Source organism: Flavobacterium calami (assembly GCF_038290035.1).
Classification (GTDB): Bacteria; Bacteroidota; Bacteroidia; order Flavobacteriales; family Flavobacteriaceae; genus Flavobacterium; species Flavobacterium calami.
Genome location: NZ_JBBYHS010000017.1, coordinates 26,902 through 51,349, shown reverse-complemented (window position 1 = coordinate 51,349; position 24,448 = coordinate 26,902). Strand labels below are relative to the sequence as shown.

19 protein-coding genes are annotated in these 24,448 nt (G+C 33.1%); 11 read left to right on the top strand and 8 right to left on the bottom strand.

Annotated features, from left to right (window positions below; translation table 11 throughout):
* Positions 1–62 precede the first annotated feature (62 nt).
* Both mdh and secDF read left to right on the top strand, forming a co-directional pair.
* Positions 63–998 (top strand): malate dehydrogenase, encoded by a 936-nt coding sequence (mdh, locus tag AAEO57_RS15960; protein WP_341694028.1) that lies wholly within the window; start codon positions 63–65, stop codon positions 996–998.
* Positions 999–1,225: 227 nt separating this feature from the next.
* On the top strand, positions 1,226–4,198 hold the full coding sequence (gene secDF / locus AAEO57_RS15955) for a protein translocase subunit SecDF (protein ID WP_341694027.1): 2,973 nt from the start codon (positions 1,226–1,228) through the stop codon (positions 4,196–4,198).
* A 559-nt stretch (positions 4,199–4,757) separates the two neighbouring features.
* On the opposite strand, the gene lgt is transcribed toward secDF, so the two are convergent.
* The 6 genes from lgt to AAEO57_RS15925 form a co-directional block, all read right to left on the bottom strand.
* Complete coding sequence (gene lgt / locus AAEO57_RS15950; RefSeq protein WP_341694026.1) at positions 4,758–5,690, bottom strand: prolipoprotein diacylglyceryl transferase; 933 nt, start codon at positions 5,688–5,690, stop codon at positions 4,758–4,760.
* 64 nt (positions 5,691–5,754) lie between these two features.
* Positions 5,755–5,994 carry a membrane protein insertion efficiency factor YidD gene (gene yidD, locus AAEO57_RS15945; protein ID WP_341694025.1) on the bottom strand — a complete coding sequence of 80 codons (240 nt, stop codon included), beginning with the start codon at positions 5,992–5,994 and terminating at the stop codon, positions 5,755–5,757.
* Positions 5,995–6,015: 21 nt separating this feature from the next.
* Positions 6,016–7,494: a cysteine--tRNA ligase gene (cysS, locus tag AAEO57_RS15940; protein WP_341694024.1), complete on the bottom strand. Its 1,479-nt coding sequence runs from the start codon at positions 7,492–7,494 to the stop codon at positions 6,016–6,018.
* 96 nt (positions 7,495–7,590) lie between these two features.
* Complete coding sequence (locus tag AAEO57_RS15935) at positions 7,591–7,920, bottom strand: four helix bundle protein (RefSeq protein WP_341694023.1); 330 nt, start codon at positions 7,918–7,920, stop codon at positions 7,591–7,593.
* 96 nt (positions 7,921–8,016) lie between these two features.
* The gene (folE, locus tag AAEO57_RS15930) at positions 8,017–8,688 is read right to left on the bottom strand and encodes a GTP cyclohydrolase I FolE (RefSeq protein WP_341694022.1); all 672 of its coding nucleotides are present in this window, start codon (positions 8,686–8,688) and stop codon (positions 8,017–8,019) included.
* 200 nt (positions 8,689–8,888) lie between these two features.
* Complete coding sequence (locus AAEO57_RS15925) at positions 8,889–10,085, bottom strand: pyridoxal phosphate-dependent aminotransferase (protein WP_341694021.1); 1,197 nt, start codon at positions 10,083–10,085, stop codon at positions 8,889–8,891.
* 123 nt (positions 10,086–10,208) lie between these two features.
* Between AAEO57_RS15925 and AAEO57_RS15920 the strand changes: the two genes are divergently transcribed.
* Both AAEO57_RS15920 and AAEO57_RS15915 read left to right on the top strand, forming a co-directional pair.
* On the top strand, positions 10,209–11,537 hold the full coding sequence (locus AAEO57_RS15920; protein ID WP_341694020.1) for a PDZ domain-containing protein: 1,329 nt from the start codon (positions 10,209–10,211) through the stop codon (positions 11,535–11,537).
* Between the two features lie 94 nt (positions 11,538–11,631).
* Positions 11,632–12,111, top strand: coding sequence for a hypothetical protein (locus AAEO57_RS15915; protein WP_341694019.1), 480 nt, complete (start codon positions 11,632–11,634; stop codon positions 12,109–12,111).
* An 81-nt stretch (positions 12,112–12,192) separates the two neighbouring features.
* Here the strand turns inward: AAEO57_RS15915 and AAEO57_RS15910 are convergent, their stop codons facing one another.
* Positions 12,193–12,573, bottom strand: a complete 381-nt coding sequence (locus AAEO57_RS15910) for a DUF1573 domain-containing protein (protein WP_341694018.1) — start codon at positions 12,571–12,573, stop codon at positions 12,193–12,195.
* 268 nt (positions 12,574–12,841) lie between these two features.
* Here AAEO57_RS15910 and AAEO57_RS15905 point away from each other — a divergent pair, with 268 nt between their 5' ends.
* The 3 genes from AAEO57_RS15905 to AAEO57_RS15895 all read left to right on the top strand — a co-directional run bounded on the left by AAEO57_RS15905 (position 12,842) and on the right by AAEO57_RS15895 (position 18,991).
* On the top strand, positions 12,842–15,475 hold the full coding sequence (locus tag AAEO57_RS15905; protein ID WP_341694017.1) for a valine--tRNA ligase: 2,634 nt from the start codon (positions 12,842–12,844) through the stop codon (positions 15,473–15,475).
* A 176-nt stretch (positions 15,476–15,651) separates the two neighbouring features.
* Positions 15,652–16,677: a hypothetical protein gene (locus AAEO57_RS15900; protein ID WP_341694016.1), complete on the top strand. Its 1,026-nt coding sequence runs from the start codon at positions 15,652–15,654 to the stop codon at positions 16,675–16,677.
* Positions 16,637–18,991: a hypothetical protein gene (locus tag AAEO57_RS15895; protein WP_341694015.1), complete on the top strand. Its 2,355-nt coding sequence runs from the start codon at positions 16,637–16,639 to the stop codon at positions 18,989–18,991. The genes AAEO57_RS15900 and AAEO57_RS15895 overlap by 41 nt, the downstream gene beginning before the upstream one ends.
* Before the next feature lie 60 nt (positions 18,992–19,051).
* Here AAEO57_RS15895 and AAEO57_RS15890 read toward each other — a convergent pair whose 3' ends face one another.
* Positions 19,052–19,729 (bottom strand): DUF4294 domain-containing protein, encoded by a 678-nt coding sequence (locus AAEO57_RS15890; RefSeq protein WP_341694014.1) that lies wholly within the window; start codon positions 19,727–19,729, stop codon positions 19,052–19,054.
* An 81-nt stretch (positions 19,730–19,810) separates the two neighbouring features.
* Here AAEO57_RS15890 and AAEO57_RS15885 point away from each other — a divergent pair, with 81 nt between their 5' ends.
* The 4 genes from AAEO57_RS15885 to AAEO57_RS15870 all read left to right on the top strand — a co-directional run bounded on the left by AAEO57_RS15885 (position 19,811) and on the right by AAEO57_RS15870 (position 24,439).
* Positions 19,811–20,899: a M42 family metallopeptidase gene (locus AAEO57_RS15885; RefSeq protein ID WP_341694013.1), complete on the top strand. Its 1,089-nt coding sequence runs from the start codon at positions 19,811–19,813 to the stop codon at positions 20,897–20,899.
* 63 nt (positions 20,900–20,962) lie between these two features.
* Complete coding sequence (locus AAEO57_RS15880; RefSeq protein ID WP_341694012.1) at positions 20,963–21,643, top strand: response regulator transcription factor; 681 nt, start codon at positions 20,963–20,965, stop codon at positions 21,641–21,643.
* A complete protein-coding gene (locus tag AAEO57_RS15875) occupies positions 21,640–22,998 on the top strand; it encodes an ATP-binding protein (RefSeq protein ID WP_341694011.1) in 1,359 nt (452 codons plus the stop codon). Before AAEO57_RS15880 ends, AAEO57_RS15875 begins: the two co-directional genes overlap by 4 nt.
* Positions 22,999–23,191: 193 nt before the next feature.
* Positions 23,192–24,439 carry a TolC family protein gene (locus AAEO57_RS15870; RefSeq protein ID WP_341694010.1) on the top strand — a complete coding sequence of 416 codons (1,248 nt, stop codon included), beginning with the start codon at positions 23,192–23,194 and terminating at the stop codon, positions 24,437–24,439.
* Positions 24,440–24,448 lie beyond the last annotated feature (9 nt).

The following is a 24,448-nucleotide window of genomic DNA, read 5'->3' as shown; positions in this document are numbered from 1 at the left end:
GGTGTTTAAACAATTCGTAAATTAAACCTAAAAAATAATTAATAACCAATAAAGTATAAAATATGAAAGTTACCATTGTAGGAGCAGGAAATGTTGGAGCCACTTGTGCGGATGTTATTTCTTATAGAGGAATAGCCAGCGAAGTAGTATTGTTGGATATTAAAGAGGGTTTTGCCGAAGGGAAAGCGTTGGATATCATGCAATGTGCTACAAATACAGGTTTTAATACTCATGTGTCTGGTGTTACTAATGATTATTCCAAAACAGCTAATAGTGATGTAGTTGTCATTACCTCAGGTATTCCAAGAAAGCCCGGAATGACTCGTGAAGAGTTGATAGGTATTAATGCAGGAATTGTAAAAACGGTTGCCGAGAATGTATTGAAATATTCGCCTAATACAATTATAGTGATGGTTTCTAATCCAATGGATACTATGACTTATCTGGCTTTAAAATCTACTGGATTACCAAAAAACAGAATAATTGGAATGGGAGGAGCATTAGATAGTTCCCGATTTAGAACATATCTTTCTTTGGCTTTAGATAAACCGGCAAATGATATTTCGGCAATGGTAATTGGTGGTCATGGAGATACAACTATGATTCCGTTAACCCGTCTTGCATCATACAACGGAATACCGGTAACGGAATTTCTTTCGGAAGAAGTGCTGCAAAAAGTAGCTGCTGATACAATGGTTGGAGGAGCTACGCTTACGGGGCTTTTGGGGACATCTGCCTGGTATGCTCCTGGCGCTTCGGTTGCTTTTTTGGTGGATAGTATTTTAAACGATCAAAAGAAAATGATTGCCTGCTCTGTCTTTATTGAAGGGGAGTATGGTCAAAATGATATATGTATCGGTGTGCCTTGTATAATTGGTAAAAACGGAGTTGAACAAATTTTGGAAATTCATCTCAATGAAAAAGAAAAAGCTTTGTTTGCTAAAAGTGCAGATGCGGTTAGGAGTATGAATGATGCCCTAAAATCGATTCTGGCTTAGATATTTTAAATAAAAAAGAATCAAGACTGCACTTTTGCAGTCTTTTTTTTGAGATTAATTAATAAATAAATTGTTTAATCATTTCGAGAATTATATATTTGCTCGGTTTAAAAAAAATGTTGTAATTCGTGATTACGGTTTTTTAGTTTAAAAACTCATATCAGGGCTTATTTTATGGGAGTTTAAAACAAACAACAAACAAAAAACATAATTAATTTTTAGTAATAATGCAGAATAAAGGACTTATTAAATTTTTCGCAATTCTATTTGCATTGGTAAGTATTTACCAGCTTTCTTTCACTTTTGTGGCAAATAATGTCAAGGAAGAAGCCAAAGCTTTTGCAGGAGATAATCCTGATAAAGAATTAAAATATTTAGATTCTATTGGTAAAGTAAAGGTTTTTGATCTTGGTTTTACAGATTTTACTTATAACGAAGTAAAAAACAAACAATTGAATAAAGGTCTTGACTTAGAAGGAGGAATCAATGTGATTCTTCAGATTTCTATAAAAGATGTTTTGAAAGGTTTGGCTAACAATTCTAAAAACCCTGTTTTTAACAAATCATTAGCCGACGCAAGTGCAAATTTAGAAGGGAATAAAACCTATTTAAATAAGTTTTTTGAAGCTTTTGAGGCTAACTCAAAAGGACAAGTGAAATTAGCATCACCTGATATTTTTGCAAACAGAAGTTTGCAGGGAGAAGGTGGTATCGATTTTCAGATGTCAGATGCTCAGGCTCAGAAAGTTATTAAAAGAAAAGTTGATGAATCTGTTGAAAGTGCTTTCAAAGTATTAAGAGAGCGTATCGATAAATTTGGTGTTACACAGCCAAACGTTCAAAAATTAGGAGAAACAGGAAGGATCTTAGTAGAGCTTCCGGGTGCTAAAGATGTTGATAGAATCAAAAAATTATTAGGAGGTAAAGCTCAGTTAGAGTTTTGGGAAACTTTTAAAATTGAAGAAATCGGAAACTTCTTAGTGTCTGCTAATGAGGCTTTGAAAAAGACTGAAATTAAAAAAACTGAAACTAAAACTGTTGCTAAAGATTCATTAAATGCATTATTAACTGATGCAAAGGATTCAACTGATACTAAAAAAGGAAACAATCCTTTGTTTGATAAAATTATTGGTCAGGGTGGCGGACCTGTTTTAGGTTATTTTGCTCCAAAAGATACTACAGTTATTAATGAGTATTTCAAAAGACCTGAAATCAGAATTTTATTGGCAGGAGATCAGCATAATGCAAAATTTGTATGGAGTAAACCAACTGTTACAAAAGATGCTAAAGGAAAAGATATTGAAGCAGTAGAATTATATGCTTTAAAAGGAAACAGAGATAATGCTCCTGCTATGAGTGGTGGTGTTGTTACTGATGCAAAAGATACTTTTGATCAATTAGGAAAACCTGCTGTTTCAATGCAAATGAGTCCTCAGGGGGCTAAAATTTGGGAAGAATTGACAGGAAGAGCTTTTGCTCAAAAAAGTTATATCGCTATTGTTCTGGATAATGTAGTGTATTCTGCACCAGGAGTAACTAGCGGACCAATCGCGGGAGGAAGATCTGAAATTACAGGTTCTTTTGATGTGGCAGAAACTAAAGATTTAGCTAACGTTTTAAATGCAGGTAAATTACCGGCTTCGGCAGATATTATTCAGTCAACTGTTGTTGGGCCATCTTTAGGTCAGGCTGCGATTGATGCAGGTACTATTTCTTCTGTGCTAGGATTTTTGTTAGTTTGTTTATGGATGGTATTCTATTATGGTAAAGCGGGCTGGTATGCTAACCTTGCATTATTATTGAACTTACTTTTCTTGTTCGGAATTATGGCAAGTTTTGGTTTCGTATTGACATTGCCGGGTATTGCAGGTATCGTATTAACTTTGGGTACAGCGGTAGATGCGAATATTATTATATTTGAAAGAGCCAAAGAAGAATTACGCGAAGGGAAGTCTTTGTCTGAAGCTGTGTTAGCTTCCTACGGATGGCATGGTGCGATGCGTTCTATTATTGATGCAAACGTTACTCACGTATTGACTGGAGCAATCCTGTTTATTTTTGGAACAGGACCAATTAAAGGTTTTGCTTTAACATTGCTTATTGGTATAGTAACTTCATTATTTACATCAATCTTTATTGCAAGAATTTTTATTGATAGAAATATAGCAGGAAAAGGAGATTTAACCTTCTCTACAAATATTACTAAAAACTGGTTTACTAATTTCCACTATGACTTTATTAAAGTTAAGAAATTCACTTATATTTTCTCTTCTATTGTAACAGTAGTGAGTTTGGTTTCTATCTTTTTCGTTAATGGATTAGATGAGGGTGTTGATTTTGTCGGAGGTAGAACATTTCAGGTTAAATTTGAGAAACCTGTAGATGCAACTGCTGTTTCGGATGAATTATCTGCTGCATTTGGAACTCCTGTTGAGGCTAAAATCTTAGGTGATGACGATCAGTTGAAAATCACTACGAAATATAAAATCAAAGAGGATGGAGTAGCTATTGATGAAGAAGTGAATCAAAAATTATATAACGCACTAGCGAAATATTTCCCTGGTGTTTCTTATGAGAAATTCATAAATACTTATGATGGAAAAACGGTTGGGGTTTTACAGGCTTCTAAAGTTGGAGCTTCTATCTCTGAGGATATCAAAACTAATTCATACTGGGCAGTTCTTGGAGCAATGGCAGTTATTTTCTTATACTTAATGGTTTCTTTCCGTAAATGGCAGTATTCATTAGGTGCGATCGCAGCTGTTGCGCATGACGTAATCTTTGTATTAGGAATCTACTCTTTATGTTATAAGTTTATGCCTTTCCACATGGAAATGGATCAGCACTTTATTGCAGCAATTCTTACAGTTATTGGTTACTCTATGAATGATACGGTAATTGTATTTGACAGGGTTAGAGAGTTTATTATCGGAAATCGTAAAGGTAGTTTTGAAGATATTGTAAATGCTTCTATTAATACGACTTTATCAAGAACATTGAATACTTCGTTAATGATGATCATCGTATTATTGACCATGTTCATTTTTGGCGGAGAATCAATAAGAGGATTTATCTTTGCAATGTTAATTGGTATTATTGTAGGTACTTATTCATCATTATTTATTGCTACACCGGTCTTGGTTGATACAATTTCAAAAGATGAAAAACACACCATTGAAGACAAACATAACAAGGCCTAATTAAAGTTAAAACCTTGATTAAATATAAAATCCGGCTTTTGCCGGATTTTTTTTTGAAGGGATTGTGAAGATTTATTTTTGAAATAAGAATTTTGAGCGGTTTTTAAGCTGTAATTTTATTAAAATACTGATACTGTTTTATTTGATTGAAATCAGTAGAATGATGTCAATTACAGATGCGGTAAAAAGAATCGTAAGGAATTTTATAATTGATTATTTCGTTATAATTCAGTTTTATAACGTTTTTGATTGAAAGAGTTTTGACTATACACAGTCGATGTTTGGTTCTAATTTTGTCCAACAAACATGATTTATTATGAAAATAAAATATCCTGTTTTAGCCCTGATGGAAGTGGTATCCTTTTTACTGCTTCTTTAGCAGTGAAAAGATATAGCGTACAGCAGGACAGAGGTTGTGGTGGAATCCAGATTTCTGCTTCTAATGTTTGTAGAATGAGAAACGGTAGGGTGTTTGTTAAATTTCGAAACTTTAGTTTTATGATACAAAAAATGCCCAATATTAATTGTATTGAGCATTATATTTATTCTTCACTTTTGTTTAAGATTCCGCTAAAGGATTTCTTTGTGCTCTAATGATGAAGAAAAGACCGATTATGATAAAAGGGATGCTTAGCCATTGTCCGGTAGAGAAATAGCCTAATGCGCTTTCAAAACCACCCTGGCTTTCTTTTACAAATTCTACTATGAATCTTACTACAAATAAAAGAACCAAAAACAAGCCGAACAAATAACCTGATTTAAGTCTGGCATTTGTTTTCCAATATAAGAAGTATAAAATAGCAAAGACAAAAACGTAGCAGAATGCTTCGTATAATTGCGTAGGATGTTTTGCAGGGACCTGAGCTAATAAGCTGGCAAATTTTGGGTCTACTGCTATTGCGGTGTAGGCATCTGCGGGATTAGCTATTTGAGTTGCATTTACAGCTTCATTTTTGCTAAACTGATCGTGTAAAAAACGAATTCCGAAAGCAGAGGTAGTGTCATTTCCAATAATCTCTGAGTTCATGAAGTTTCCGATACGTACAAAGATGGCTCCACTTGCTACCGGAATAACTACGCGGTCTAAAATCCATAATAATGGACGTTTTAGGATCATTTTGCTGTAATAATACATGGCAATAATAATGGCAATTGCAGCACCGTGACTCGCTAATCCCTGAAATCCTGTGAATTCGAATTTTGGTTCAAATCTAAAAGGTAGAAATATTTCTAGTAAGTGGTTTCTAAAGTATTCCCAGTCATAAAATAAAACATGACCCAAACGGGCGCCAATCAAAGTTGCTAAAACAGTCCAGACAAATAAAGAATCCAGTTTGTCAATTGATTCGTTTTCGCGTTCGAACATCTTTTTCATCAGGAACCATCCTAATCCGAAAGCGATAACGAACATTAAACTGTAATAGCGAATCATAAAAAATCCTAAATCGATTCCCTCAGAAGGATTCCAAACGATATTTAAGGCGTGTGTCATGTAATATTGTGTTTTGTTAATTGTAAAAATAAATATTTATAGAAGAGTTCCTCTTTATAAAAAGTTAATGTTTATGTGAGCATTTTTTTTCGGGAACAGGGTCATAGCCTGATTTTCCCCAGGGATTACAACTTAAAATGCGTTTCATTCCTAAATAGCCTCCATAAAATAATCCATGTTTTTGCAAGGCCTCAATCATATAGCTCGAACATGTTGGTTCAAATCGGCATGATGCTGGCGTAAATGGCGAAATAGCATTTTGATAAAAGCGTACTAATAAAACAAATGGAGTTGTAACTTTCATGATTTATTAGGGATAGATCGTTTAAAGTGAAAAGGTGGTACCTTCTTTTCCGTCTTTTAATTGAATGCCCAAAGTAATTAACTGATCTCTAATTTGGTCAGATAGAGCGAAATTTTTATCAGCTCTTGCCTGATTTCTCATTCCGATAAGCATGTTTACTACACCTTCTAATTTATCATTGTTGCTGTCGGCAGCTTTTTCATCGCTTAATCCCAAGACATCAAAAACGAAAGCATTAATTGCAGTAGAAAACGTTTTTAAATCTTCGGCAGAAATGGTCTCTTTGCCTTCTTTTAGTAAATTAATATAACGAACTCCTTCAAATAATTGAGCAATTAAAATAGGTGTATTAAAGTCGTCATTCATTGCGTCGTAGCATAATTGTTTCCACGCATTAAAATCAATTGAACTCGAATTTCCTGCTGAAATTCCAGATAAAGCATCAAGTGCTTCCATTAATCTTTTGTATCCTTTTTCGGCAGCGGTTATAGCATCATCAGAAAAATCAAGGATGCTTCTGTAATGTGCCTGTAACATAAAAAATCTCGTTACCGAAGCAGAAAAGGCTTTGCTTAAAATAGTATTGTCTCCGCTTAAAATTTCTCCTGGCAATATATTATTTCCTGTAGATTTTGCCATTTTTTTGCCATTAAGCGTAAGCATGTTGGCGTGCATCCAGTAATTTACAGGAGACTGACCGGTACAGGCTTCGTTTTGGGCAATTTCACATTCGTGATGCGGGAATTTTAAATCCATTCCGCCACCGTGAATGTCAAAGTGGTTTCCTAAGTATTTTGTACTCATTGCAGTACATTCAAGGTGCCACCCAGGAAATCCGTCACTCCAGGGAGAAGGCCATCTCATGATATGTTCAGGTTCTGCTTTTTTCCAAAGCGCAAAATCCTGCGGATTTCTTTTATCTGATTGTCCATCCAGATCACGTGTATTGGCCAGCATATCTTCGATATTTCTGCCGCTTAAAACGCCGTAATTGTTGGTTTGGTTATATTTGACAACATCAAAATAAACAGAACCGTTGGCAACATAACCAATTCCGGTATCAATAATCTTTTTGATAATTTCGATTTGTTCAATAATATGACCTGTTGCGGTTGGTTCAATGCTTGGTGGTAAAAAATTGAAAGCTTTTAGAATATCATGAAAGTCAACTGTATAGCGTTGAACAACCTCCATTGGCTCCAATTGCTCTAAACGCGCTTTTTTTGCAATTTTATCTTCACCTTCGTCAACATCATCCACAATGTGGCCGACATCGGTAATATTTCGGACGTAGCGAACTTTGTAATCCAGATGTAAAAAATACCTGAAAATGACGTCAAAAGACATAAAAGTCCTTACGTTTCCTAAATGCACATTACTATAAACCGTTGGTCCGCAAACATACATTCCAACATTTCCTTCATGGATTGGTTTGAAATTTTCTTTTTCACCCGAAAGGGAGTTGTATATTTTTAAGGGCTGACTTGTATATAAAGGCATAGTATTTATGTTTAATCGTTTAATCGTTTAATCGTTTAATCGTTAATTTTGATTATCTGATTTATACTTGTGAAAGATAGTATTTTTTTAGATTATTTATTGATTGCAGATTTTTTCAAGTTTTTCACGACATTGAACATATTCTGGTTCTGAAATATAATTTAAATCTTTTGAAAGAATTAAATGATTCAAAGTTTCCATTGCGGATGAATATGAGATTGTTAAAAAATGAGCTTTATCTTTGTTTGTATTTCTAGAAGTTCCTTCTGCAATGTTAGTAGCAATTGATGATGAGCTTCTTTTTATTTGAGAAGTAATACCGAACAATTCATTCGATGGAAATTTACTAGTTAATTTATAAATATCCAAAATAAACATTCTTGCATTTTGCCAAACTTCTAGCTTTTCAAATGAAAAAAGATACATTGATTTCTGTTTAATTGTTGATTTGTTTAATCGTTTAATCGAAAATTAAGGTTTAGTGACGAAGCGATTAAACAAATTAACGATTTACCGATTAAACTAAAACTGAGTATCTAATTTAATATAATCTAAAAATTCTCTTTTCGTTTGAGGATCTTTGAATTTTCCACCAAATTCAGATGTTACTGTACTGCTTTCGATATCTTTAATTCCTCTTGAGTTAACGCAAAGGTGTTTTGCATCAATAACACAGGCAACGTCTTCAGTGCCTAAAGCCTTTTGAAGTTCCTGAACTATCTGCATTGTTAATCGCTCCTGAACCTGAGGTCTTTTTGCGTAATATTCTACAATACGGTTCATTTTTGATAAACCAATAACTCTTCCGCTTGAAATATAAGCAACGTGAGCACGTCCTATAATTGGTAGTAAATGATGTTCACATGTAGAATAAACTGTAATGTTTTTTTCTACTAACATTTCTCCGTATTTGTAATTATTGTCAAAAGTAGAAGCTTTTGGCTGTTTTGCAGGATTTAAACCTCCAAAAATTTCTTTTACAAACATTTTTGCAACTCTGTTTGGAGTTCCTTTTATGCTGTCATCCGTCAAATCCATTCCCAGAGTTTGTAGAATGTTTTCAACATCTTTTTTTATTTTTTCTATTTTTTCCTCGTCAGTTATGTCAAAAGCATCAGCTCTTAAAGGGTTTTGAGCATTACTGCTGAAGTGATTGTCACCTATTTCGTCTAAAAAATCTTCGTTATTTATCATTAAAAACTACTATTATAATGGGTATATCTTTTTAAGGCGGTAAAGATAATTAATAAATAGGAAACCTTTTCTATCGTTTTTACTATTTAATTGCTCCTTTTTGGATATAATTTAAATTAAAAAGAAAAGGTATTTTATTAAAAACACAAAAGACAATAACTTAGGATGTTATTGTCTTTTGAAGATTGTGTTTGCACTTATTATTTTTTGTTATAAACAATAAGCGCTTCCTTTAATATGGTTACTGCGGTAATTAAATCTTTTTTGTTTAAAACATAAGCTATTCTAACCTGATTCAGTCCCATTCCCGGAGTTGAGTAAAATCCTTTAGCCGGAGCAATCATAACAGTTTCACCATTTAAGTCATAGCTTTCTAAAAGCCATCGTGCAAAATCATCGGAATTGTCAATTGGTAATTGTGCAATGCAGTAAAATGCACCTTTCGGCTTGGTTACAATTACGCCCTCAATTTTGTTTAACTCTGCGATTAAAGTATCACGACGATCTTTGTATTCTGATATTACTTCATCAAAATAGCTTTGAGGTGTGTCAATAGCAGCTTCGCAGGCAATCTGTTCAATAGTTGGCGGACTCAGACGAGCCTGGGCAAATTTCATAACAGTAGCCAGAACTTCTTTGTTTTTAGTCACCAAACAGCCGATTCTTGCACCGCACATACTGTAACGTTTTGAAACCGAATCGACCATAATTACATTTTGCTGTACATCATCTAAATTCATTACAGAAAAATGGACATCGTCTCCATCATATAAAAACTCACGGTATACTTCATCAGCGATTAAATATAAATCGTGTTTTTTTATTAAGCCTGCTAATTGTTTAATTTCTGTTTCAGAATATAAATAACCAGTTGGATTTCCCGGATTGCAAATCAGGATGGCTTTTGTCTTCGGTGTAATTAATTTTTCAACTTCTTCTATACTTGGTAAGGCAAAAGCGGTTTCGATTGTAGAAACAAGAGGTACTACAGTTGCACTTGTTGATGATGCAAAGGCATGGTAATTAGCATAAAAAGGCTCTGGAATAATAATTTCATCTCCAGGGTCTGTAATTGTGGCCAGTGCAAAAAGTAAGGCTTCAGAACCACCAGTAGTAACAATGATGTCTTCTGTGTTAACGTTTACATTTTGGCGCTGGTAAAAATGAGCTAATTTTTTTCTATAACTTTCATATCCGGCAGACGGACTGTATTCTATAAGACTCAAATCAATATTTTTTACCGCCTCGATGGCCACTTCGGGTGTCTTGATATCCGGTTGACCAATGTTTAAGTGATACACCTTGTGTCCTTTTTTCTTTGCTAAATCTGCAAAAGGAGCCAGCTTGCGTATCGGTGATTCGGGCATGTTTTTGCCTTTGAGTGAAATTGTTGGCATGAGTATAAATTATTGAAGTGCAAATTTGCATTTTTTTTTCGAATTTAACGTAAACAATACAGGTACTTATAGAAATGTAACAATAATCAATATTTTTAGTAATTTTATCATAAAAAAATATCAATGAAAGGATTTATCATATTGTTTTTTGGGCTTTTGGCATCTTTTACAGTGAAGGGACAAGATGATTTTTTGCTTGAAAGACATAAAAAGAAAGTGGTAATCCCTTTTAAACTGATTAATAATTTAGTTTTTCTTCCAATAAAAGTTAATGGTGTTGAATTGAACTTCTTGTTAGATTCTGGTGTAGATGAAACTATTCTTTTCAGTATGGATGAAAAAAAGGAGGTAAGTTTTAAAAATGTTCAGAAAATTAAGCTCAGAGGATTAGGAAGCGAAGAGGAAATCGAAGGATTGAAATCAACTAATAATATTTTGGAAACACATGGGATGAAATCTGTTAACCACATGCTTTATATTATTTTGGATCAGGGATTTAATTTGTCTTCGCATATAGGTATCCCGGTTAATGGAATTATCGGATATAAGTTTTTTAAAAACAATATTGTAGAAATTAATTATCAGAAGAGGAAAATTTTTGTTTATCAAAATAATGAAAAGATTAGAAAAGATTTGGATAAAAAATTCGTGAGCCTGCCTATTACGATTGAAAGATCTAAACCATATATTGTAGCATCTGTATTTGTAAACAATTTGAACATGCCGGCTAAATTGCTCGTGGATATTGGAAACAGCGATGCATTTTGGGTTTTTGAAAATGATAAAATAAAATTACCTGAAAAGAATTTTCCCGATTTTTTAGGAAAAGGATTTAGTGGTGATATTGAAGGGCACAGAGCAAAAATGACTAAATTTTCCCTGGCTGATTTTGAATTTAAAAATCCAATTGTTTCTTTTCCGGATTCAAGTTCTATAAAAAATGTAAAAATGGTTGTCAATAGAATAGGTTCTGTTGGTGGCGAAGTTTTGAAGCGATTTACAATTGTCATGGATTATGCTGATAAAAAAATGTATCTGAAAAAGAACAGCAAATTCAGTGATCCTTTCACTTATAATAAAAGCGGAATTACGGTTCAGCATAATGGGCTGCAGTGGGTGCAGGAAACGGTTCACTTAGAAACGGTGAAAATAAATACTGTTTCAACGGTTGATGAAAATAACTTAGACTCAAGAAGTAACGATTTTAGGTATAAGTTTCAATTAAAACCTGTTTTTGAGATTGTAAATGTCCGAAAGAAGTCTACTGCAGAAAAATCTGGTCTGCAAAAAGGAGATATAATTATCAGTATAAACGGAAATAAACCTTATAAATATACTTTACAGCAAATTAATAATCTGCTAAAATCAGAAGAAGATGTCTGGATTAATTTAGAAATTGAGCGTAACAGTGCGTTGTTAAAATTCAGGTTCAGGTTAGAAGATGAATTGTAAGTTTTTTTTTAAATAAGAAATAAATTGAGAAGCCTTTTTTATTGGCTTCTTTTTTTTATTTTTATAAAGATAACCATGAATTAAAATGTCAATTATGAAAAAACTAGTTTTATCCTGTCTGATTTTATCTTTAACCGGACTACAAAGCTGTAAAAATGATGAAAAACAAAAAGAAACCGAAGCTGCTAAAGCAGAAGGTGAAAAAGTTGTAAGTACCCAATGTTATAAAGCAATTTATGAGAATGATAATATTGATTTGAAATTGAATAATTTAAAAAATGGAAAAATAAGCGGAAGCATGTCGATGAAAGTTTCTGGTGCAGCAGAAAGAATTGGTGAAATAAAAGGAGAGTTTCATGGAGATACCTTATTTGCAGATTATACTTTTACAGAAGGAGCAGATAAAAAAACGTTCAAAAATCCAATGGCATTTTTAAAAAAAGACAAACAGCTTATTTTAGGAAACGGAACAATGCAGACTACAATGGGAGTAACGTATCTGGTTAAAGATAAACCAATAGACTTTGAACGTGTAAAATATAAATTTGATAGTATCGATTGCGCTGACAAGTAAAATGTAATTGTTTTGCTTATATAAAACAAAAATGCCGTTTCCCGGGAGAAAACGGCATTTGTTATTTAGATTTAAAAATTCTTACTGAACTTCACCTTTAATTTTTAAAGCAACCCTTCCGTCAGGATAATTTACGGCATTAGTTTCAACAGTAATCGTTTTACGAATTGGCCCTGCAGCCATGTTATATTTTACGTCAATTTTTCCTTTTTTTCCTGGCTGAATTGCACCAGCGGGTTTTGTAACCACAATAGAACTCAGTGTGGACTGTGCTGAAATTATCGTTAAGGGAGCATCACCGGTATTTGTAAATTCAAAAGATCTGACAGCATTGTCGCTCTTTGAAACTTTTCCGTAATCAATAGTATTGTCCTGAGCTGAAAACTCAATTTTAGGACCGTTTTGAGAATAACCCGCCACGCTAAACAGTACGATTACAATAAATTTAATAACATTTTTCATTTTGAAATTGTTTTTAAGATAGGAGTAAATATACTTTCTTTTAATTAATACACAAATTATTATTTCGTTTTTTATAGTGTACTTAATTATTTACTTTTGCTGTCGGTTATAAGTACAAGAATTGAACCAAAGTTTCGTTTCTTTGTTTAACTGTTTAATCGTTTGACAGATTTGCCTTAATGGATTTCACAAAAAAAATAAACGATTAAACAATTTAACGATTAAACGAATCAACAAAAAAAAGTAAACGATTAAACAACCTATTTAAATGACAATTCCAGCACAATTTGACGCTAAAGCGATTGAGAACAAATGGTATGAGTATTGGATGAAAAACAATTATTTTCATTCAGAACCAGATCATAGAACACCTTATACAATTGTAATCCCGCCGCCAAACGTCACTGGAGTCCTTCACATGGGGCACATGTTAAATAATACGATTCAGGATGTTTTAATTCGTAGAGCACGTCTTAAAGGTTTCAATGCCTGCTGGGTTCCGGGAACGGATCACGCATCGATTGCTACTGAGGCAAAAGTGGTAGCGAAATTAAAAGCAGAAGGAATCAATAAAAACGATTTAACCCGTGAAGAATTCCTAAAACATGCCTGGGAATGGACCGATAAATACGGAGGAACAATCTTAGAACAGCTTAAGAAATTAGGCGCTTCTTGCGATTGGGAACGTACTAAGTTTACTATGGATCCTGATATGTCTGCTTCTGTAATTAAATCGTTTGTAGATTTATACAACAAAGGATTAATTTACAGAGGATACCGAATGGTAAACTGGGATCCTGAAGCTAAAACGACTTTATCTGACGAAGAAGTTATTTACGAAGAACAACAAGGAAAATTATTTTTCTTAAAATATAAAATCGAAGGTTCAGAAGATTTCTTAACCATTGCCACAACGCGTCCGGAAACTATTTTTGGAGATACTGCCATCTGTATCAATCCGAACGATGAGCGTTTTACACATTTAAAAGGTAAAAAAGCAATCGTTCCAATTTGCGGAAGAGTAATTCCAATTATCGAAGACGAATATGTCGATGTAGAATTCGGAACAGGATGTTTGAAAGTAACGCCTGCGCACGATATGAACGATAAAACGTTAGGAGAAAAACACAACCTAGAAATCGTTGATATTTTTAATGAAGATGCGACTTTAAACAGCTTCGGATTGCATTATCAAGGAAAAGACCGTTTTGTAGTTCGTACTGAAATTGCAAAAGAACTTGAAGAACTTGGAGCTTTAGCAAAAACAGAAATACACTTAAATAAAGTGGGAACTTCTGAAAGAACAAAAGCGGTAATCGAGCCAAGATTATCAGACCAATGGTTCCTGAAAATGGAAGAATTGGTAAAACCAGCCATTAAATCAGTTTTAGAAACGGGAGAAATTAAATTACATCCAAAACGTTTCGAAAATACGTATGCGCATTGGTTAAACAACATTCGTGATTGGAATATTTCCCGTCAGTTATGGTGGGGGCAACAAATTCCAGCGTACTATTACGGAGACGGAAAAGAAGATTTTGTAGTTGCAGAAAACATAGAAGATGCCTTGAAATTAGCACAGGAGAAAACTTCAAACTTGAAACTTGAAACAAAAGATCTAAAACAAGATGTTGACGCATTAGATACATGGTTCTCATCCTGGTTATGGCCAATGTCAGTTTTTGGTGGAATTATGGATCCGGAAAGTGCTGACTTTAAATATTACTATCCAACAAATGATTTAGTAACTGGCCCGGATATTTTATTTTTCTGGGTGGCGAGAATGATCATTGCAGGTTACGAATATGCCGGTGAAAAACCATTTACAAATGTATATTTGACTGGTTTAGTTCGTGATAAGCAACGTCGTAAAATGTCTAAATCATTAGGAAATTCTCCTGATCCTTTAGATTTGATCGATGCTTTTGGAGCCGATGGAGTTCGTGTAGGATTGCTTTTAAGTGCTTCTGCAGGAAACGATATTATGTTTGATGAAGAATTATGTAATCAGGGGAAAGCGTTTTCAAACAAGATTTGGAATGCGTTTAAATTGATTAAAGGTTGGGAAGTTTCAGAAACGATCGCTCAGCCAGAATCGTCAAAAGTAGCAATCGAATGGTACGAAGCAAAACTACAACAGACTTTAGTTGACATTGAAGATAATTTTGAGAAATACAGAATATCTGATTCACTTATGGCAATCTATAAATTGGTTTGGGATGATTTCTGTTCCTGGTTCTTAGAAATGATTAAACCAGCGTACCAACAGCCAATTGACAGTGTAACTTTCGTGAAAGCGATAGAAATGTTAGAAAGTAACTTGAAATTGTTACATCCTTTCATGCCTTTCTTAACGGAAGAAATCTGGCAGTTAATTGCTGAAAGAACTCCTGAAGAAGCTTTAATTGTTTCAACCTGGCCGGAATTAAAATCTTTCGATGCAAAATTAATTGCTGATTTTGAAAATTCAATTGAGGTAATTTCGGGAATCAGAACGATTAGAAAAGACAAAAATATTCCGTTTAAAGATGCAATCGAATTAAAAGGAATCAACAGCGAAAATGTTTCAACTTATTTCGATTCCATTATCACGAAATTAGGAAACGTTTCTGCTTTCGAATATGTTTCTGAAAAAGTAGACGGCGCATTGTCTTTCCGTGTAAAATCAAATGAATATTTCATTCCGATTACTGGAAATATAGATGTTGAAGCTGAAATCAAAAAGCTAACAGAAGAGTTGAATTATACTAAAGGATTCCTGAAATCTGTAGAAGCAAAACTTTCAAACGAGAAATTCGTAAACGGAGCTCCGGAAAAAGTTTTAAATATTGAAAAACAAAAACAAGCCGATGCTTTGGCAAAAATTGCTACAATCGAGCAGAGTTTGGCTGGTTTAAAATAAAAAATTAAACTTAGTTTTTATACAAAACCCGACAGATTTTAAAAATTTGTCGGGTTTTATTTTGGGGCTAAAATGACTAATTTTTATTCAAAAAATATATGTGGTTTTTATGATTTTGTATTTTAAAATGATATAAATTTAATACGATTTTACACTATCTAAATTTTATTTTTTCAATGAAAAAAATCTTCTTTTTTATCTTTATTTCATGTCTCTTTTTTTCTTGCTCCAATAAAATTGAGAATGTTGAAAAATCTGTTTATTACTGGAAAAGTGACAGTTGGGACTTAAGTACAAAGGAAAGTACTATTTTAAAAGATTTAAAAATTAAAAAACTTTATATTAAGTTTTTTGAAATAGATCATAATGATGCTTATGGAGATTTTCCTGTTTCTAAAACATCTTTACGATTTTATCAGCAAGACAGTCTTGATATTGTTCCAACCGTATATATTAAGAACGAAGTTTTTAAAAATACAAACAGAAAAAGGTTAGATACACTGGCAGATAATATTAATTTCCTGATTAATAAATATGCTAAAGATAAATTCGAAAGAGTAAATCCAATTAAAGAGTTTCAGATGGATTGCGACTGGACACTGACAACAAAGGATAATTACTTCTATTTTTTAAAGAAACTAAAAGAGATTTCGAAGAAAGAGATTAGCTGTACGTTACGATTATATCCTTACAAGTATCCCGAAAAAATGGGTGTTCCGCCAGTTGATAAGGCTACTTTAATGTGTTATAATTTAATCAATCCGTTAGAGAATCATTCTAAAAACTCCATTTTAGATATTGAAGAATTAAAGTTGTATCTCAATAAAAAAAGAAAATACCCATTGCATTTAGATATTGCACTGCCGACTTATTCCTGGATGCAGGTGTATCAAAATGATCACTTTTATAAAGTAATTTATGAGGAACAGAAAGAGATTTTAAAATCTTTAAAAGAGATAAAACCTTTGTGGTATGAAGTTAAAAAAGACACTGTAGTTGACAACTTTTATCTAAGAATTGGGGATAAGATTAAATATGAAAATTTAACTTCAGCGAAAATTAATGAGGCAATCGAAGTAATTAAAAAAAATGTTGATTTTGACGCAAATACTACAGTTACCTTATTTCATTTAGACGAAAAACAATTAAGCAATTACACCAATGAAGAACTTTCTGCTTTTTATAGCAACTTTAGTAAGTAATAGCATTTTTGCATGTGGTTTTTATCCGTTTGGAGAAGACATCAGATATTCTTTTTTAAACCCGGCAAATTTTAATTACTATTCTTATTCTGAATTTAATTATTCTTCTAATACATTTTATCCAAATGCAGATGGAGTTTATCCAAAAGGTGCAATTGATGAGAATGAAAAATTATGGATAAAATACTGTAATAATAAAGTTTCTGCTGAAGCTGTACGAATTGTTTTATATGATTTTAAAGAGGAAGATATTAATGAAAAATCGCCGAATGAGATGCTTCAATATTTTTATAAAACTAAAAATATCGAAGCCATAAATTATTTAAAGTTTGCTAAAACCTGCGAATTTTTCAATGGAACCTATGAAGATCCATGGGAAAGAAAAGAAAGTGTTTCGCTGCCAAAAAGAAGAGAACTGATTGATAAAGCTATTTTCATTTCTAATAAAACGAAAAATAAGGAACTTAGATTGAGATATACTTTTCTGGCGATAAGGCTGGCTTATTATAATAATGATTTTTATCAAATTAGATCCTTATTTGATACTGTTTTTAAATCTCAGAAAAAAGATATCCTATATTATTGGAGCTTGTATTTCAGAACATTCGTAGAAAAAGATAAAGCTTTGGTAAATTTTTATGCAGCACAGGTTTTTGTAAATGCACCCGATAAGCGTTTTATGATCTCTCAGGTATTTGATGCTAAAATTTCTTTGGATGCTGTTTTGAAATATGCTAAAAACAATGAGGAAAGAGCAAATGTTTATTTTTTGGCAGGTATAAAAAAAAGTGATCAGGCGTTATTTTGTTTAGAGCAAGTGTACAAATACAATCCGAAGTTTGAAGGTGTTTCATTTTTATTATTAAGAGAAATCAATAAAATTGAAGATTGGGTTTTTACGCCATATTATTCTTTATTTAATCCTTCTGTTTCAAAGTTTAGTTATTGGGGCGAAGACAGTGATAAGAATAATTCAATACACGATATTTTAAATCGTGTGGAGAATGACAGAGCTTATGCTGGCAAAGTATTACAATTTGTAAATAATGTAAACCTAAAAAAGATTAATGATCCCATTTTATGGAAAATAGGGAAGGCATACCTGTCATTTGTAACGAGAAATAATCAAAGTTGTTTAAATGGGATTACGGCGGTAGAAAAAAATATTTCTAAGAAAGATGCTCTTTATGATCAAATACAGATTATAAAAGCATTGGCATTAACTGCAAATCAGGAAAGCGGGAAAGCTGAGATTTTGGAAGAAGTGAAACCAATCCTTATTAAAAATCAAAAAAATGAAAAGTTTCTATTTGCTATTGGAAGAGAATTAGAATATAAAAAGAATACGACTGATGCGGCTTTTTTGTATTCCAAGTTTAATCATGCTAATACTGAATATGTTGGGTATTACGATTCTGGTACAGCGGTTTGGAAAACTTTAAAAAACCGGAGTAATTCCTATAGAGATTTTTATTCTGATTACTTTGATTATATTGATGTCATTTATTCGCCTGAACAAGTACAGGAAATTGTGTCGCAAATTGAAGATAAAAACAATAGCTTAGATTCATTTTCTAAATGGAAACAAAGTTATCTCAAAACTCAAATTCCAAGACTGTACGACCTGATTGGTACAAAATACATTCGTCAGAATAATTTAAAACTCGCAGCTAAATATTTTGCTAAACTTAATATTGATAAATTGGCGAACTATTCTGATTGTCTGTGGGAAAAGCCAAATTGTAAAGAATCTGATATGTTTGATGCAAATCCTTTCTTTGTACTTAAATATACACCTGAGTTTATTAAACAGGAGAAGCTTTTTAAATTAAATAAACGGAGTATTACAGAACATTTGATATCATATCTTAAAAAAGCATCTGATCCAAAAGAAGAAAATAAAGATTATTACTATTTTCTGGCAGCCAATGCCTATTACAATATGGCACAAAATGGCAATTCATGGATGATGCGTCGTTACTACTGGCATAGTTACACTGATGATGCTCCTTTTGAAGATGAAAAAGAATTTTATGAAAGTAATCTGGCGCAAAAAAATTATCTTCTGGCATTAAAAAATGCAAAGACAGATCAGTTTAAAGCATTATGTTTAAGGATGCTTGGGCGTTGCGAAAAGAATAAACTCGAATATCAGCATCCAAATAACTATGATAACAGAATTGAAAATTATGATGATTTTCTATTGAATAAAAACAGATATTATCAGGATTTAAAATCAAATTATGCAGATGATTATGAGATATTAATGTCTAGCTGTAGTTCTTTTGAAGAATATTTTAAAGCCAGAAGATAAAATATAAAACCCCGACAGAATTTTAAATCTGTCGGGGTTTATAAATATTTAGAATGGGATTTATTTCTTATTAAGCTCTTCTACTTTTTGTTCCCAATATGTTTCAAGCTTGCTATAATCAACTGGTTCTGCGGGTTTTTGATATGGCAGCCTGCCTGATTCAAATGCCCTGACGAGAATGGTTTCTATCAAATAATCTTCGTTGACTTCAAAAGGTTTATATTCCCGTTTTAAACTAATATCAAACATATTGGCGGTAGCATTTGATACAAACGCCTTAAAACCACTTTTTAATGTTTTTACCAGTTCGTATGTCGTTATTCCTGTTTGTCGATGGATTAGTTTTACTAAAATCTGACCTTGTTTTCGTGAAAGTTTTTTTAGTCTGGCTTCGAACTCATTGTTGAGATAATCTTCAACGATTTTAAAATATTTTTTCTTTTCACGGCTGGTTTTCAAACGAGCCATTCCATTATTTAAAGCGGTTAGGCGGTCTGCAGCCAGTCTTGCATAAGGATACACTTTATAAACCCTGTTTTGAAGAATCAGAAATTGTTTTTTGGCTTCAGGATCAAGGTCTCCTTTTGAGATAAGGATTTCAGGCAATTCAATAGTGTCACCTAAAATAGAGTCATTTTCTGTAAGCGTATAACCCATTTCACTTTCTTTTGGCGTAATCTGTGCTTTTGCAGCAAAAGAAATTAAAAGAAAACATAAAATACAAGTTGTAAATCTCATCGAATATATATTTAAGTGTAAAATTATACATTATATACACAACTGTAATACCAAATTTATAAATTAGCGAAAAATTTTTTTATGAGTACAAAATCTATCTTAAATGATACTTCAATCGCTTTTTTAGAAAGCTACTTAAATAACGCTTCGCCGACTGGCTATGAAAGCGAAGGACAAAAAATCTGGATGAATTATCTGGAACCTTACGTAGATACTTTTATAACGGATACTTATGGAACTGCTGTTGGAGTAATCAATCCCGACGCACATTTTAAAGTGGTAATCGAAGGGCATGCTGATGAAATTTCGTGGTATGTAAATTATATTACAGAAGACGGTCTGATATATGTAATTAGAAACGGAGGGTCTGATCACCAGATTGCGCCTTCAAAAAGAGTAAATATCCACACTAAAAAAGGAATCGTAAAAGGTGTTTTTGGATGGCCGGCGATTCACACACGTTTGCGTGATAAGGAAGAAATTCCTAAGTTAAGCAATATTTTTATTGATTTAGGATGCGAAACAAAAGAGCAGGTTGAAGCTCTTGGAGTTCATGTAGGCTGTGTGATTACGTATCCGGATGAATTTATGATTTTAAACGAAAATAAATTTGTCTGTCGTGCCATTGACAACAGAATGGGCGGTTTTATGATTGCAGAAGTTGCACGTTTGCTGAAAGAGAATAACAAAACACTTCCGTTTGGATTGTACATTGTTAACTCGGTTCAGGAAGAAATTGGTCTTCGTGGTGCCGAAATGATTGCGCAAACCATTAAACCAAATGTTGCCATTATTACAGATGTTTGCCACGATACAACCACTCCTATGATTGATAAAAAGGTTGAAGGCGATCTTAAAATGGGTAAAGGTCCTGTGATTGCCTATGCACCGGCAGTCCAAAATAATTTACGTGATTTAATCGTAGATACAGCCGAAGAAAACAAAATTCCGTTTCAGCGTCATGCGACTTCGAGAGCTACGGGAACGGATACCGATGCTTTCGCTTACAGCAATGGAGGTGTGGCTTCAGCATTGATTTCACTGCCATTACGTTATATGCACACTACTGTAGAAATGGTCCACAAAGAAGATGTAGAAAATGTGATTCAGCTGATTTATGAATCATTATTGAGAATCGAAAACAATGAAACTTTTTCTTATTTCAAATAAGAGATAATTTAAAACGTTAATTCGGTTATTTTAGAATAGCCGAATTAACTAATAAAAATAAGCATGAAAATTTTACTGCTCGAAGACGACTTTACTTTATCCAAAGAAATAACGGTATTTTTTGCTTCAAAAGAATTCGAGTGTGTTCCTTATTATGATGGCGGACTTTTGCTCCGAAAATATTTTCCTTATGATTATGATTTGATTATTCTCGACATCAATGTTCCAGGTATAAATGGAATTGAAGTTTGTAAAAAGATTCGGGAGATTGATAAAAAAACGCCTATCATAATGTTGACTGCTTTCAGTGAAATTGAAGACAAACTGTCTGCTTTTGATAGCGGTGCCGATGATTATCTGGTAAAGCCTTTTCATTTTGAAGAATTATTTGCCCGAATTTCTTCTCTTTTAAGACGAAAGGAAATTCCGCAACAGGCAGAAGATAAGATTGTAATTCAGGATTTGGAAATTTTAGAATCTGAAATGAAAGTTTTTCGTGCTGGCGAAGAAATCAAACTTACCCCTAAAGAATTTAAACTCATTTTGATTTTGGCTCAGGCCAAAGGAAAAGTACTTTCAAAACAATTCATAGCCGAAAAACTTTGGGATTATCACATCGAAACCAATCAGAATACAATTGAAGTTTACATTAATTTTCTTCGAAAAAAAATAGATAAAGATCACGAAACAAAACTAATCCGAACTAAAATTGGTTACGGATATTATCTAAGCGATCAGGAATGACATTAAAAAACAGGATATCACTTTTAGTAAGCTTGCTGTTTACAATCCTTTTTGGGCTGGCTTCTACTGTGATTTTTGTTTTGTATTCTAATTTCAGAAAAGAAGAATTTCGGGATCGTTTAGAAATAAAAGCACTTTCGAACATTAAACTTCTCGTAAATGTAAAAGAAGTTGACGACCAGCTTTTAAAAATGATCGATCAGAATTCAATTAATAAATTGTATGACGAAAAAACACTGGTTTTCGATTCTCATTTCAAACTCATCTACAGTAGTATCGATGATGCTAAAATTGACTGGTCTGTCAACGATTTAAAATACCTTAAAAAACATAAAACGTTTTTTAAGCAACAAGGCGATTACGAAGTTTACGGCGTTTTTTATGATACCAAAGACAGGGATTTTTATGCCTTAATATCGGCTACAGATGATTATGGCAAACGAAAATTACTTTTTTTACGGTATACCTTAATTATTTCTTATATCTTTTTCACCTGTATCTGCTGGGTTTTAACCTCTTTAATGGTAAAAAAAGCCATGAATCCGTTAAGTATTTTTCATCAGAAGATTAAAAATATAAACGAGAACAATCTGGATACCCGTGTTGAATCCAAAAGCAATAAAAACGAAATTGATCTGATTGCCAATGAGTTCAATTTTATGATGGACAGAATTGAGATTTCGTATCAAAAACAAAAGGAATTTACCGCTCACGCCTCACACGAACTCAGAACTCCTTTATCGAGAATTACGGCACAAATAGAAAATACAATTGCCGATTCAGAAACATCCGTTAAAGGAAAAACTTTTTTAAACACCATTTTATCAGATGTCAATCATTTGTCAGAACTGATTAATTCTTTACTTGTATTGTCAAAAATAGATACCAATACTAACGGAAACAATGAAATTCACCGAATGGATGAAATTCTGTTTTCGGCCATTGAAAATTTAAATAAAACCTTTCCTGATTTTGTCATTCTTTTTGAAATAGAAGAAAGTGAGAATCTGGATACGGCTTTAGAAATCAAAGGAAATAAAAACCTTTTAGAAATTGCACTGAGTAATGTTCTAAAAAATGCCTGTGTTTATGCTGATAACAAACAGGCAAAAGTCAAAATTAGTACTCAGGAAAATCATTTGGTCATCTCGGTTTTAAATACCGGAAAAACGCTGAGTGAAAAGGAACAGAAAAATCTTTTTCAGCCTTTTATGCGTGGCGAAAATTCAAAAGGAACGTCCGGTTTCGGACTGGGGTTACGCATTGTAAATCGCATTTTAACGCTTCATAATGCAAAAATCATATATAGCGCGCCTACTGAAAACAGCAATTTATTCCAATTGATTTTTCATTAACTAAACCCTGTTGGGTGAAGCGAAAAGATGTGTCAGGCTGAGTCCATTCGGCTTCGCTCAGGATAAACTTAGTCGAAGCTCTTCGAACTTAAAATTTATCAGTTTTTTTATTTTTTTAAGCACTTTTTAAGGTCTTTCTTAAGGTGTCTTAAAGTCTCCCGATAGCATATTTGTATCAAATAAAAATGATACAATGAAAAAGTTATTTGCATTATTCCTGCTGATTGCCATGAATCAGATGGTTCTGGCTCAAAAAACAGTCACTTTAGAAGATTGTGAAAGTCAGTTTTTAAAAAACAACCTCTTCCTGTTGGCTTCGCATTACAATATCGATGCCTCAAAAGCGCTGACGATTCAGGCGGGTATCTGGGACAACCCAGTGATTTCCGCAGAACTGAACGCCTACAATCCGGATCGTGATAAATATTTTGATATCGGAAAACAAGGTCAGAAAGTATTTGGCATCGAACAGCTGATTTATCTGGGTGGCAAAAAACGCAACGAAATAAAATTAGCAAAAACCAATGAACAGCTGGCAGAGCTGCAATTCAATGATTTGCTCAGAACACTGAAACTACAATTGCGTAAAAGTTTTTACACAGTTTATTACAATTCAAAAAGTCTGGAAACTACAGACAAACAATTGGCTCATATTGAAGATTTAATCAATTCCTATTCAGTTCAGGCGCAAAAAGGGAATATTCCTTTGAAAGATGTTGTGCGTCTGCAATCGCTTTATCTAAATTTTAAGAACGAGCGAATGGAAGTAGTAAATAACAATATAGAAGAACAGGCGAATCTGAAATTGCTTATGAATTCTACCGAAGAAATTGTTCCAAATGTTTCAAAAGATGAATTCAGCAAATACTTAAAAACAATTGATTTCGATTTAAAATCTTTCGAAAATGAAGCGATTGCCAACAGACCGGATTATCTGGCAAAACAAAAAGAAATCGATGCTAATGAACTGAATGTTAAATGGCAAAAATCGCTTTCGGTTCCGGATATCACTTTAGGCGTCAAATACGATCAGCGAAGCGGCGCTTTTAATAATGAAGCGAATTTAACTGTTGGAATTCCGTTACCGCTTTGGAATCAAAACAAAGGAAATATTAAGTACGCCAAGACCATTCTGGAACAATCAAAAATTGAAAAGCAAAATTTTGAACTGCAGCTTCAGACCGAAATTACATCCGCCTGGAATAAATGGGACGAATCGCGTAAAAACTATGTGGTGATAAAACCAACTGTAAATTCCGATTTTGAAGCCGTTTACAACGGAATCTTAACCAATTTTCAAAAACGAAACATTAGCTTATTAGAATTTACAGATTTTATGGAAAGCTACAATCAGGCAAATATTCAGGTAAACGAGTTAAAGAAAAAACTGGCGCTGTCTGCCGAAGAATTAAACAGTACAATCAATAAAGACTTATTTTAAAACGAAATA

Excerpts from the sequence above, each read along its gene's own strand:
- AAEO57_RS15875 (WP_341694011.1), top strand. The coding sequence starts at position 21,640 with ATGACATTAAAAAACAGGATATCACTTTTAGTAAGCTTGCTGTTTACA.
- AAEO57_RS15905 (WP_341694017.1), top strand. The coding sequence starts at position 12,842 with ATGACAATTCCAGCACAATTTGACGCTAAAGCGATTGAGAACAAATGG.
- AAEO57_RS15920 (WP_341694020.1), top strand. The coding sequence starts at position 10,209 with ATGAAAGGATTTATCATATTGTTTTTTGGGCTTTTGGCATCTTTTACA.
- AAEO57_RS15915 (WP_341694019.1), top strand. The coding sequence starts at position 11,632 with ATGAAAAAACTAGTTTTATCCTGTCTGATTTTATCTTTAACCGGACTA.
- yidD (WP_341694025.1), bottom strand. The coding sequence starts at position 5,994 with ATGAAAGTTACAACTCCATTTGTTTTATTAGTACGCTTTTATCAAAAT.
- mdh (WP_341694028.1), top strand. The coding sequence starts at position 63 with ATGAAAGTTACCATTGTAGGAGCAGGAAATGTTGGAGCCACTTGTGCG.
- lgt (WP_341694026.1), bottom strand. The coding sequence starts at position 5,690 with ATGACACACGCCTTAAATATCGTTTGGAATCCTTCTGAGGGAATCGAT.
- secDF (WP_341694027.1), top strand. The coding sequence starts at position 1,226 with ATGCAGAATAAAGGACTTATTAAATTTTTCGCAATTCTATTTGCATTG.
- AAEO57_RS15880 (WP_341694012.1), top strand. The coding sequence starts at position 20,963 with ATGAAAATTTTACTGCTCGAAGACGACTTTACTTTATCCAAAGAAATA.
- AAEO57_RS15910 (WP_341694018.1), bottom strand. The coding sequence starts at position 12,573 with ATGAAAAATGTTATTAAATTTATTGTAATCGTACTGTTTAGCGTGGCG.
- cysS (WP_341694024.1), bottom strand. The coding sequence starts at position 7,494 with ATGCCTTTATATACAAGTCAGCCCTTAAAAATATACAACTCCCTTTCG.
- AAEO57_RS15900 (WP_341694016.1), top strand. The coding sequence starts at position 15,652 with ATGAAAAAAATCTTCTTTTTTATCTTTATTTCATGTCTCTTTTTTTCT.
- AAEO57_RS15885 (WP_341694013.1), top strand. The coding sequence starts at position 19,811 with ATGAGTACAAAATCTATCTTAAATGATACTTCAATCGCTTTTTTAGAA.
- folE (WP_341694022.1), bottom strand. The coding sequence starts at position 8,688 with ATGATAAATAACGAAGATTTTTTAGACGAAATAGGTGACAATCACTTC.
- AAEO57_RS15925 (WP_341694021.1), bottom strand. The coding sequence starts at position 10,085 with ATGCCAACAATTTCACTCAAAGGCAAAAACATGCCCGAATCACCGATA.
- AAEO57_RS15895 (WP_341694015.1), top strand. The coding sequence starts at position 16,637 with ATGAAGAACTTTCTGCTTTTTATAGCAACTTTAGTAAGTAATAGCATT.
- AAEO57_RS15935 (WP_341694023.1), bottom strand. The coding sequence starts at position 7,920 with ATGTATCTTTTTTCATTTGAAAAGCTAGAAGTTTGGCAAAATGCAAGA.
- AAEO57_RS15870 (WP_341694010.1), top strand. The coding sequence starts at position 23,192 with ATGAAAAAGTTATTTGCATTATTCCTGCTGATTGCCATGAATCAGATG.
- AAEO57_RS15890 (WP_341694014.1), bottom strand. The coding sequence starts at position 19,729 with ATGAGATTTACAACTTGTATTTTATGTTTTCTTTTAATTTCTTTTGCT.